Genomic DNA, 10,790 nt, shown 5'->3' on the forward strand with positions numbered 1-10,790 from the left:
TGCCATCCTCCCAAATCACCACCTCCCCGAAAGTTCGGTGGACGTCGATGCCAATCACCCGTCGCATTCGCACCTCCTGCCAATCAGACCACATGACGGGAGCTACGGGCGACACGACAACTACGGATTCGCGCTCTCAGCGCAACCGGGCGAGTCGCAGAGGCGGCCAGCTACTAACTCGAGCTCGCGGCTCATCGAATGCATCGGCCTGCCCGCACCTTCGTGCTCCCGGTGCCTCTGTCCCGATGGTCGCACCATACGCTACGATCTTGAAAATCGCAGCGGAACATCGGCACCGAGAAACTCTCATACCGGTTACCAACCCCATCGAAAGCACCTTCGCCACCGTGCGCCACCGCACCATCCGGTCGAAGGGTTGTCTGTCGAACGGGACCGCGCTCGCCATGGTCTTCAAACTCGTCGAGGGCGCGCAGAAAAGCTGGCGCCGCCTCGATGGCCACCACCAGTTGCCAAAACTCGTTCTTGGTGTGACATTCAACGACGGGATCGAGGTCATCGCCAAGCCGACCGACCGTCAGCCCATAACCGCCGCCGCCTGACCGGCCCGGCCGTCACCAAAATTTGGCGATAGCTCGCCATTCCCGTCCGACAGTCAATCCCTGGAATGCTGCCCATTCGCGAAGCGTCTCCTCTGGCTCCGCTGCGGCAGTGACGGCTGGACTGGTGCCGCTCGCCGTTGGCGCGCAGACGATGGGTTCCATAATTCGGTCCGTGTGGCCTGTCGACAAAAGATGTGGTTGACCAGGTAGCCCTCCCCGCTTGCACATTCGCTCGACCACGTTGGCTTTTTCGCGCGTCGCGCGGCCGACGTGAGCTATGCGATGCAGGCGATTGGCGCGATGCGCACAGAATTGGCATGCCATCCCTTCCTGACAAGAAGATCATCGGCGCTCTGATCACGCTGTCCATCGCGCAGATCATCGGCGGGCGCACGATCAGCCTGCCTCCGATCATTGGCAGGCAGATTGCAGCCGATCTGCAGATGACGCTTTCATCGGTGTTTGCTGGCACATCGGCGCTCTACCTCGCGATGGGATTGTGCGTGCCGTGGCTAGCTACTTTCCGGCGCAAAATTCGGCGGCCTTGTGAGGCAGCCAGAATCGCTTGGTGTGGCGAAAACTGCAAGGTCGAACGGATTGGCGTTGACTTGAAGCGGCAGTATTGATTCATTCTTATGAATGATTCGTAAGCGAGCCCTTCAAACGCGTGAGAAGCTTGTCGGCAAGCTGCCGGTCACCGGCGAACTGCTGCGCGGTTCGTTGCTGGAGCGCTCCGTTCGTCACAAGAGCGGCTGCCCGAAATGCGCGCGCGGCGAAGGGCACCAGGTGCATGTCCTGACGGTGAGCTATGCGGGTGGACGCGTGCGCCAGTTCAGTGTGCGGCGTGAGCGCGTTGCCGAGGTGCGCCGCTGGCTGGAGAATTACCAGAAGCTGAAAGACGCGATCGAGGCGATCTGCGAGTTCAATCACGACCTGTTGCGCCCTGATGCGGCGGTGCCGCGGGGGAGGAAGAAACGTGATTGAGATGCGCAGAACGCAACTGAGCTTCGGCGACGGCTTGATCGCCGGGGAAGTGAGCGATCTTCGCGAAGGTTGGATGACCCATGCTGACCGGGTTCTGGCGGATGAACAGATCGTCGGTGCGGTGTACGAGGCGCTGGCGAGACGACATCCCAAGAGCCGCACAAGAGCCGCAGTCGTGGTCGGCTGGGCGCGCCGGCCGAGGTGGTGTTGCGGTTGTTGATCCTCAAGCATGTTCGCAACTGGAGCTATCACGTGCTGGAACGTGAAGTGCGCGCCAATGGGTGTATCGCGACTTCACCCGTGTGGGCGGCGGCAAGATGCCGGACGCCAAGACGATGGGGCGCTGGGGCGCTGGCTGTGGATCAGGAGACAATCAGACAGATCCACGACCGGATCGTGCAAATCGCGCAGCAACAAGGGGTGACGCAGGGACGCAGAATGCGTGTGGATACGACGGTGGTGGAGACCAACATCCCTTACGTTGCTGGGTGACGGAGTTAGGGTGCTGATCCGCACATGAAGAAGGTCACCGAGATCGCGGGCGCGGCCGGAACCAAGCTGCGCGACCGAACGCGAAGCGTAAAACTGCGGCTGCTCGATATCTCGCGGATTGCGCGTGCCAAAGGACCGCTCAATCACGAGAGGCTCAAGCAAGGCTACCGTAAGCTATTGAACTCGACGAGCCGAGTGGTGGGGCAAGCGAAGCGCTTCTCCCATGAGATATCCACCGGCGTGAAGCGGGCCAGGGGCATCTTGAAACGGCTGGCGCTGCAAGGCTTGCGGCAGGAGCCGGAAGCGATGATGCCGCTGGTGCGGCAGGTGATGCGGCAGACCCGGCAACGCATCTTCCACGGCAACACGCGGACAGAGGACAAGCTCTTCAGCGTGTTCGAGCCCTCGACGGAGATCATTCGCAAGGGCAAGGCCGGCAAGCCCAACGAGTTCGGCAAGATGGTCAAGCTGCAGGAAGCCGAAAACCAGATCGTGATCGACTACGAAGTCTATGATCGGCGGCCGAGCGATTCGGACCTGTTGATCCCGGCCATCGAAATCCACCAAGCCAAGCTCGGTCGCACGCCACGTCTGGTCGCGGCAGATGCCGGGTTCTATTCCGCCAGGAATGAAGCCGCGGCGAAGGCGAGCGGCGTCAAGCGCGTCTGCATCCCCAATCGTTCCACCAAGAGCGTCGCCCGCAAGCGCGAGCAGAAGAAGCGTTGGTTCCGCAACGGCCAGAAATGGCGGACCGGATGCGAGGGGCGCATCAGCGTCGCCAAACGGCGGCACGGGCTCGATCGCTGCCGCTACAAAGGCAGCGCCGGAATGAAGCGCTGGGTCGGGCTCGGCGTTGTCGCCGACAACCTCATCAGCATCGGTCGCGTGATGGAACAGCAGTCACTCCAAAGGTAGTCCACTTCCAGCGCAATCTTGGCACTCACATCGCCCCGCCGCCCCCCGCCGGGGCTTCTTATTGTCTGCATGGTTGACCGCGCCCATCAGAACCGCGATTTTTGCGCCGGAAAGTAGCTAAGCCGTTTGTTCGGTTTGGCGGTCGGTGTGTGATGATCACCGGGACGATCGTTGCAGCGCCCGGCTTTCTGCTATTGTCGATCGCTCAGGGACCGATGCTCTATTTTCTGGCCTGGGTGATCCTCGGCATCGCTGGCAGCGCGTCGCTTTCGCCAGCAGCCTACATCGCTCTCAACGAGATCGTTGCACGGAACGCCGAGCACGCCATAGGTTGGCTGATGGTGGTTACAGGCTTGTCCAGCAGCGTGTTCTGGCCCATCACCTCGCTGCTCACAACGGCAGCGGGGTGGCGGACAGCGTGTCTGGTCTATGCGGGATGATGCTTCTGGTCTCGGTTCCGATCTATGCATTCGGTCTGCCCGGCCGTTTGCAAGCAGACGAGCCGGCGCCGCAAGGGACTGCACCGATTTCGGCTCCGATCCCGCCAAGGAGCACATTCTACTTGATCACGGCGGCCAGCGGAATGATTGCCGTTGTGACGCTGGGCTTGAGCGCGGTGTTGATCGAGTTGCTAAAGGCCGAGGGCCTCCCATCATCGCGGGCTCTCGAGTTCGGCGCGCTGCTTGGGATCATCCAGGTCAGCGCCCGCGCGATTGATTTAATGGGTGGCGCGCGCTGGGATGCCATAACAACCGGCCTGGTTTCCACCACTATTCTGGCTTCGGCGATGCTCCTGTTGATCATGAGCGGCGGACAAAGTTTAGCTGTCGCCGCTTTCATTCTGCTCTACGGCATCGGCGGTGGGGCGCTCGCCGTCGTGCGGGCGACGATGCCGCTCGTCTTCTATGACAAAGCCGAATTCGCCAAAGCTTCTTCGCACATGGCCTTGCCACTCTATGTGATCTCCGCCGCCTCGCCTCCAATTCTCGCCGAAATGCTGGTGCGGTTCGGTAGCCGCGCGCTCTTGGGACTCGCTTTGCTCCTGTCATGCGCAGCGCTCGCGTGTCTCACATTATTGCGCGACCGGCGTCCACGATTGATTGTCACGACAGAACGAAGCGAGGACCAGGCGGAGTCGGAATGATCATAATCGCTATTAGCCGCGATGCACCTCGTACCCATGCTTCCTCACGCGGAGAGCGCCGTCCGCGACAGCCTTGAATGGCGCTGGTGCTTGGCTAATCTTCCCGCACTCGCGGCAGCTAAGCTTCTCCCCTGATGCGCAGAGTGACTCCGCCGAAGCATATGCTCGGCGACAAGGCTTACGACAGCGCTGAACTGTGTGAGGACCTGAATAGTCGGCCATTCCGAACGTGCAATAGGAAGCAAATTGGCGGCCAGCTCCAAATGATCGCTAGTGAGAGGAGCGCCTACGGCTGCAATCGTCGGAATGATGCTCTCGCGGTCGCAAGACTTTCGATTGCACACATGCAGCTCCGCAGCAGTTGGGCGCGCTTCTATGAATTTGAGGAGGCAGGTGCCTTTTCCGTAATGCGCGTTCGCCTCCATTGATGCGCCAAGGAGCTCCTGCAGGAAGATGTCGACCCCCGCGCGACGAGTCTCGCGGTGCGCTCGCGCCCAGTCCGACCGCTTGTCGCTAAAATGGCCATATCGCGGTAAGCTCCACAATCAGCGCGACCCCCGTCCGGATAGCTCACGAGTATCAGCACTGTAACTAAGTGGGTGACAATATCGTGATTTTGCGGAGCTCTCGCCACACGATCTGGGCTTTGGAACGGGCTTCGCGATCGATTTGTTTGAGGCTCTCGGGGTTCGTTTCGCCTCTGATTGCCGCTTCCAGAAGTTTCGAGGCGACCTGGAGGGGAACGCCGCTCTCTTAGGGGGAAAGGCCCCCGCATACTCCGCGAAGACTGCGCGCGTAAGACGCGGTGGTAGCGGCGTCCAACAGCGGAGATCTCACCTGACTCTTAATTGGAGGGCCGGAGATCTCAGTCTGTGGCCTGCACATCTGGTCTAGCGTGGCGATCGAGGAGTGCGAGGCCACCGCATTGTCCGGCTTCACACTGCATAAAACTCCTTGTGCAGATGCCGGCTTTCGCGCTAGCCGTGATCGACGGACTGAGGCCAAAGGAAAGTTGCTACTCCTCCATGGCTCAGATGCTGAGCACGCGCTCGGTCATCGAGCGATTGTCACAAGATCTGTTGAACATCGCCGAGCTCTACGGAGCTGCAGATGGCGACACTGTCGTCTGCGATGTTAGGCTCGACGCGCCATTCCCCGAGGATGACCTCCAGCCGACGTTGCGCTTCCTCCGATGCCGCCAGTGCCCCCTGATGCTCGCTTAAGGCTGACTGCGTTTGCACCAAAAGCGCCTTCAGGCGTTCGTTTTCGTTGCGCAGCGCCGCAATGCTCATGCGCTATTTGGAGCACATCACCACTACGCGTGCCACGTTCAAAATAGCTCCCGAGTCACTCTGCCGCAGTTATCCAGCCGCCTGGGGACGCCGCGCTTCTTGTGGGCGGACCAACCTCCAATCCAGCCCCTCGAACAAGGCAGCGAACATCGCCGGCGATATGCGCATCACGCCGTCTGCGATCGTTGGCCAAACAAACTTGCAGCCTTCGAGGCGCTTGTGCACCAGCACCAGGCCCGTTCGATCCCAGACCAAAATCTTGATCCGGTCCGCCCGTTTCGATCGGAACACGAAGGCTGCACCGCTGAACGGATCGAGACGAAGCATCTCCTGCACCTTCGCAGCAAGCCCATCATGGCCACAGCGGAAGTCAATCGGCCGCGTCGCCACGTAGATCTTCAGATCGGCACCGGGCGCGATCATCGTGACGCTCGCACTGCGCGGATCACCCGGGACAGCTGCTCGCCATCTATGGCTGTGTCCGTCCGCAGCACGACATCGCCGATCGCGATCTCAAGCTTGATCGCCGGAACGTGCCGCTCCTCCAACGCGCTTGCGCGAATGTCGACTGCGACGCTTCGCACGGCGCCAACATGCCTCGCTGTCGAAAGCGTCGTCGCCAATCGTAAATCTGCCAGCGCGTCGCTCCGTGCTTGCGCGCCACCTCGGGCACCTGGGCACCGGGTCGCAGACTCTCGGCGACGATCCGAGCTCTCTCAGCCTCCGAACGCACGCGGCGTCCCGAGGGTCCTTCAAGGACCTCCAGCCGGCTCACCGACCCCCTCGTTGAGCCGTCCAAATGGACGTCCTTTTTGCTGTCCAATCCCATCCCAAACTTCCGTCCAAGCTGGAGGCTTCTTCGCACGTTCATTCGAATTCTGAAGCAAGGGTACCGGCTTCGCGCTTACTTGTTGCCGGCATAGATGCGCCATGTCGCAGCAGGAAGCCTTGGAGATATCGCCGCGCCTTGCCGAGCACACGCATCGCTGTGGCGCGGGCTCTCACCAAGTCGCGCATGGGCCTCATGCCCCGAACCCACACCGCCGTCAGCTCGCCGCTCCGGTGCAGCTTGGCCGATCCCCGGCCTTCATTGGGATCAGCGTGAGGGCCACGACGATGCAGTTGTGCCCCAGTCCCTTCAGTTGTCGATGCGGGCCATATCCGCAGGGACCGGCTTCGTAGCAAAAACTTACCTGCTGGGCCCCCTTTACCGAGCTTCTCAGCCAGCTTGTCGATCTGATCGGCGCGATTGGGAATGATCCCCAAGTTTACGAACTTCCCCGCCGCGCATCCCTTCGGCCACCGCAACCGAAATCGTCGCCTTGTGCACATCCAGCCCTGCGAAAATGCTATCGTTCATCAGGCCCGCTCCTCATCCTTGACGCTCAGCGCCGGACCATCCGGCGCAACCCTCGATAGGAGCTTGCCGCGGGGCGGGCCGCCCGTCACCTCAGGATGCGATCATAGGGGCTAGGCTCGACGCGTAGGCAATGTTCGCGTCGGTCGAAATAATTCGCGGTCACCCGGATGACCAGTGCCCCCGAGCCGACAGGGAAGGTTCTCAATGGAGTGGCAGCATCGACACAATATGCTTTAGATCTCATCCTCGCTGCCGGTAACAGCTGTGGTAGCTTCTTTAATTCACTCGTTGCAGTGAACTCGCCTGGATGAGAACTGCCATGTTTCCAGGCTGGTGCTCGTTCCTCCACATTTTGGTGTGTGCGCGCGGAATTTCGGCCCAGTTGAACACTTCGGACATGCAGGGATTTATGCGCCGCTCACCAACAAGCCGATTCGCTTCCCACACCTGATAGGGATTGGCGAAGTGGCTGCCCTGGACTCTTTTCTGCCGCATCCAGATAAAGCGCGCATCCATCGTAAGGTTGTAACCTGAGGTTCCGGCACAGAACACGACCATTCCGCCTCGCTTCACGACGAAGCAACTGACGGGAAACGTCGTTTCGCCGGAGTGCTCAAAGACAATGTCGACGTCGTTTCCCTGCCCTGTAATCTCCCAAATAGCCTTGCCAAAGCGGCGAACCCTCCTCATGTAATCGCCGTACGTGATCGTCTCACCGACATCGGGGATTCGACCCCAACAGTCGAAATCCTTCCGATTTATGACTCCTTTGGCTCCCAACGACATCACATACCCACGTTTCGACTCATCGGAAACGACCGCGATCGCATTGGCGCCCGCCACGGTTACGAGCTGGATTGCCATTGAGCCAAGCCCGCCAGCTGCACCCCATACCAAAACGTTTTGGCCTGGTCGGACGACGTGGGGGCGATGACCAAACAACATCCTATAAGCAGTAGCCAGCGTGAGCGTATAGCAGGCGCTCTCCTCCCAGCTTAGGTGTGTTGGCCGGCATAGTAGCTGACGCGATTGAACACGTGCGAATTGCGCAAGAGATCCGTCCGGAGTTTCATAGCCCCAAATTCTTTGCGAAGGTGAGAACATGGGATCGCCGCCATTGCACTCGACATCATTATCATCATTTTGATGACAATGGAGGACCACCTCATCGCCGACTTTCCATTTCTTCACCCGATTTCCGACCGCCCAAACAACTCCCGCGGCATCGGATCCGGCAATGTGATGAGAGTGCCGATGTATGTCGAATGGCGAAACCGGCTGTCCGAGAGCGGCCCAAACGCAATTGTAGTTTACCCCGGCCGCCATGATCATAACCAGTGCGTCCTCCGGTCCTATATCGGGCGTATCGACTATCTCCACCCGCATTGCAAGCTCTGGATTCCCGTGCCGCTCTCGGCGTATCACCCAAGCAAACATGTGCTTCGGTACATGACCCAACGGCGGAATTTCCCCAATCTCGTAAAGATCCTTTGCGCCCGCTGCGCCATAGTTGGCCATCGGCTGATTGCGGCCGCTGTGCTGATCGATTCCGTCCATCTGTACCTCGAGGCAAATGAATTAGATGAAGGATACACCAAATGTGAGAGTAGTAAACATAAAAAAACATCTATAAAGAGAAATCTGGCTTTGCATCAGTTCGACTAAAATGAAGCTAAAATGAAGAGAGTGGAGGTGTCACCGGCGGTCGCGGCCTTCATCCCTCACGGCGTGTCATGGATGAGACGCATGAAGTTCGGCGTTCCATTTGGCCGCTAACCGCTCGCGCGGGGTCCTGGACAGCGCAAAGGCAGGAGTTACACTTGGCCAAACAGCTTTGTGAATTGCAGGACAGACGGTATGACGCTGTCGTCATCGGTTTGGGCATCAACGGAGCTGCCGCCCTGCGCGAGCTCGCGTTCGCTGGTTATTCGGTGCTGGGCGTTGACATGCACGATTTTGGGTCAGGGGCCTCTGCGCGGTCGAGCCGCTTGCTGCATTGCGGCCTTCGCTATCTCGCTCCAGGTCGATCGCTCTGGGAGTCCGTCCGGCGGCCCCAGCGGTTTGCCACTGCAATGAAGATGGCCCGGCAAGCGGTAAGGGCCCGCAGTGAATTTGTGCGTGCGGAGCCGCACCGAGTGAGCGCGATTCAGATTCACTTCCCCATATACGAGGACGGACCGTACGCCAGTTGGCAGGTTCATGCTGCTTTCGGGCTGTTGGGTGCGATGAACGTCGGCGGCGTACCGCTCGAGTTTTCCATGCTGTCGCATGATGAAGCAGTGCGAGCTCCAATGCTGCGCATGCTGCGCGCGCGGGATCAGCTAAAGGCCGTGGCCTCCTACCGCGAGTACTCGTTTGTTTGGCCTGAGCGCATCTGCGTTGATGCGGCACTTGACGCCGAAGCCGCCGGGGCCACGGTGCTGAACTACACGCGCGTAGAATCATGTGCAAAGACGCAAAACGGCGACTGGCGCATTCATCTGGAGGGAAATGTCGAGGTTCGAACGCCGGTGGTCTTAAACATGGCGGGAATCTGGATCGACGACGTTCTGCATACGGCCAATCCTCGCGCGGCGAGACGTATTCTGGGTACAAAGGGCGCCCACATCCTGGTGCGCATGCCCGAAGAGTGCAGATTGCTCGGCGTTGCCACCATCAACAGCAAGGGTGAACCGTTCTATTGCTTGCCTTGGGGTAATTATCATTACTTTGGGCCGACGGAAACGCTGTACGAAGGTGACAAAGAAAATGTATTTGTCGATGCGGCGGAGATCGACTTCCTGCTCGCTGAGGCGAATTGCCTGTTTCCTTCGCAGGTGCTGAACGCCTCGCAAATCGTCCAAACGTGGGCTGGGGTGCGGCCGTTGACGTTCGATAGCGACCTGCCGATGGGCAATCGCAACCGGGTGCTACACGAACTCTCTGGGGAGGGATTGGCTGGGATGCTTGCCTTGACAGGTGGACCGCTGACATCCCACAGGTCCGCCAGCCGGGAGGTCCGACAGGCGGTCGATCGGCTGACCGGCAAGCGTGCGGACACCCGTCGACAAATCCCGCGGGAGCACGCTGCGATAGAACCAGACTTCTTACAGAAGCTTTGCGCGAAGGAACCGGGCGCGCGTCAGCGATTGCATCAAATTCTGTCCGAGGAGCGGGTTCACACACTTTCCGATGTTTTCTTCAGGCGATTGGGTATCGCGTGGTTCGAGCGAATCGAGCCCGCCAAAGTTCGCGATGTCGCAAAGACCGTGGCAGAGCCGCTGAACTGGGGAGAATCGAAAACCGAGATCGAGATTGCCAGGTTCCTCGACGAGCTCAACAGGATATTCGGATATGGCGTGAGTATGCAGGTGGAAGAGCCGGGAGCGGTCGAATCTCCTGGATCGGCCGCAGCGATACTGCGCTCGTGAGCGATGCCAGTTGGGTGGACAAATGAACGTGAGATGAGGCTCAAGTGTCTGCTTGCGCAGCATGCTGCTGCAGCGTCTATCAGAGAAAACCAAGCGGTACCGGGCTCGCGCGCACTTCGCGCGCGCGAGTCAGCATCGATCATAACAACCGATGTCGGGGAAACTGCGGCCGAATGGTGCTAGTCGAACTAGCATTACAGTTGCTTTGTTTGCAGACTTCTGAATCCATGGGCAACCATGATTCGAATGTCGTGGGCGCGGGCCGCGTCGGTTGAGGAGACGCTTGCGTTGTGGGCGGCGTCGCTTCGAGAGATCAAGAAACGGATACGTCCGTTGTTCACGCAAGAGCGTGTGGCGACGAATGCAGGCTTGTTCCTGGAAGGTCTGCTCGGAGATGAGCAGCGCAAGACCGGCTGGATGCGCGCGGAGGCGGCTGGCGATCCTGGCCCATGGCGGCAGCAGGCGATCCTGGGTCGCGGGGATTGGGACGCTGATGCCCTGCGCGATATCGTCCGCGACTATGTCATCGAGCACTTGGCGGATGACGATGCGGTGCTGGTGATCGACGAGACCGGCTTTCTCAAGCAGGGTAAGGCCTCGTGCGGAGTGGCGCGGCAATACACTGGTTCGGCA

General features: G+C 59.8%; 12 protein-coding genes and 2 pseudogenes. 9 read left to right on the top strand and 5 right to left on the bottom strand.

Translation table 11 applies throughout. From position 1 onward, the window contains the following. Positions 1-317 precede the first annotated feature (317 nt). The 7 genes and pseudogenes from IVB48_RS07565 to IVB48_RS07595 all read left to right on the top strand — a co-directional run. Positions 318-560 (top strand): annotated as a pseudogene (locus tag IVB48_RS07565) (IS256 family transposase); the annotation flags it as partial. 22 nt (positions 561-582) lie between these two features. Continuing rightward, positions 583-762, top strand: a complete 180-nt coding sequence (locus tag IVB48_RS07570; RefSeq protein WP_346658972.1) for an amidase family protein — start codon at positions 583-585, stop codon at positions 760-762. Positions 763-877: 115 nt separating this feature from the next. Beyond that, a complete protein-coding gene (locus tag IVB48_RS07575; RefSeq protein WP_247399059.1) occupies positions 878-1,186 on the top strand; it encodes a hypothetical protein in 309 nt (102 codons plus the stop codon). A 13-nt stretch (positions 1,187-1,199) separates the two neighbouring features. After that, on the top strand, positions 1,200-1,544 hold the full coding sequence (locus IVB48_RS07580) for a DUF6788 family protein (protein ID WP_247399061.1): 345 nt from the start codon (positions 1,200-1,202) through the stop codon (positions 1,542-1,544). 1 nt (position 1,545) lies between these two features. After that, positions 1,546-2,951: pseudogene (locus IVB48_RS07585) on the top strand (ISNCY family transposase). A 152-nt stretch (positions 2,952-3,103) separates the two neighbouring features. Further along, positions 3,104-3,391, top strand: coding sequence for a hypothetical protein (locus IVB48_RS07590; RefSeq protein WP_346658974.1), 288 nt, complete (start codon positions 3,104-3,106; stop codon positions 3,389-3,391). 122 nt (positions 3,392-3,513) lie between these two features. Continuing rightward, the gene (locus IVB48_RS07595) at positions 3,514-4,095 is read left to right on the top strand and encodes a hypothetical protein (protein WP_247399064.1); all 582 of its coding nucleotides are present in this window, start codon (positions 3,514-3,516) and stop codon (positions 4,093-4,095) included. Between the two features lie 1,067 nt (positions 4,096-5,162). Here the strand turns inward: IVB48_RS07595 and IVB48_RS07600 are convergent. The 5 genes from IVB48_RS07600 to ccrA form a co-directional block, all read right to left on the bottom strand. Continuing rightward, positions 5,163-5,387, bottom strand: coding sequence for a hypothetical protein (locus tag IVB48_RS07600; RefSeq protein ID WP_247399066.1), 225 nt, complete (start codon positions 5,385-5,387; stop codon positions 5,163-5,165). A gap of 69 nt (positions 5,388-5,456) precedes the next feature. Further along, positions 5,457-5,810, bottom strand: coding sequence for an IS66 family insertion sequence element accessory protein TnpB (tnpB, locus tag IVB48_RS07605; protein ID WP_247399068.1), 354 nt, complete (start codon positions 5,808-5,810; stop codon positions 5,457-5,459). A gap of 46 nt (positions 5,811-5,856) precedes the next feature. Further along, a complete protein-coding gene (locus IVB48_RS07610; RefSeq protein ID WP_346658973.1) occupies positions 5,857-6,258 on the bottom strand; it encodes a transposase in 402 nt (133 codons plus the stop codon). 348 nt (positions 6,259-6,606) lie between these two features. Beyond that, positions 6,607-6,747 carry a hypothetical protein gene (locus IVB48_RS07615; RefSeq protein ID WP_247399074.1) on the bottom strand — a complete coding sequence of 47 codons (141 nt, stop codon included), beginning with the start codon at positions 6,745-6,747 and terminating at the stop codon, positions 6,607-6,609. Between the two features lie 276 nt (positions 6,748-7,023). Further along, on the bottom strand, positions 7,024-8,265 hold the full coding sequence (gene ccrA, locus IVB48_RS07620; RefSeq protein ID WP_247399081.1) for a crotonyl-CoA carboxylase/reductase: 1,242 nt from the start codon (positions 8,263-8,265) through the stop codon (positions 7,024-7,026). A 302-nt stretch (positions 8,266-8,567) separates the two neighbouring features. Between ccrA and IVB48_RS07625 the strand changes: the two genes are divergently transcribed. Further along, positions 8,568-10,157, top strand: a complete 1,590-nt coding sequence (locus IVB48_RS07625; protein WP_247399076.1) for an FAD-dependent oxidoreductase — start codon at positions 8,568-8,570, stop codon at positions 10,155-10,157. A 237-nt stretch (positions 10,158-10,394) separates the two neighbouring features. Next, positions 10,395-10,790 (top strand): transposase (locus IVB48_RS07630; RefSeq protein WP_247399078.1); only part of this gene is annotated, 396 nt, incomplete at its 3' end.

The organism is Bradyrhizobium sp. 76 (assembly GCF_023073025.1).
Classification (GTDB): Bacteria; Pseudomonadota; Alphaproteobacteria; order Rhizobiales; family Xanthobacteraceae; genus Bradyrhizobium.

Bases quoted from the DNA above. Each gene is read 5' to 3' on its own strand.
- tnpB (WP_247399068.1), bottom strand. From the start codon at position 5,810: ATGATCGCGCCCGGTGCCGATCTGAAGATCTACGTGGCGACGCGGCCG.
- IVB48_RS07600 (WP_247399066.1), bottom strand. From the start codon at position 5,387: ATGAGCATTGCGGCGCTGCGCAACGAAAACGAACGCCTGAAGGCGCTT.
- IVB48_RS07590 (WP_346658974.1), top strand. From the start codon at position 3,104: ATGATCACCGGGACGATCGTTGCAGCGCCCGGCTTTCTGCTATTGTCG.
- IVB48_RS07615 (WP_247399074.1), bottom strand. From the start codon at position 6,747: ATGAACGATAGCATTTTCGCAGGGCTGGATGTGCACAAGGCGACGATT.
- ccrA (WP_247399081.1), bottom strand. From the start codon at position 8,265: ATGGCCAACTATGGCGCAGCGGGCGCAAAGGATCTTTACGAGATTGGG.
- IVB48_RS07580 (WP_247399061.1), top strand. From the start codon at position 1,200: ATGATTCGTAAGCGAGCCCTTCAAACGCGTGAGAAGCTTGTCGGCAAG.
- IVB48_RS07610 (WP_346658973.1), bottom strand. From the start codon at position 6,258: ATGAACGTGCGAAGAAGCCTCCAGCTTGGACGGAAGTTTGGGATGGGA.
- IVB48_RS07575 (WP_247399059.1), top strand. From the start codon at position 878: ATGCCATCCCTTCCTGACAAGAAGATCATCGGCGCTCTGATCACGCTG.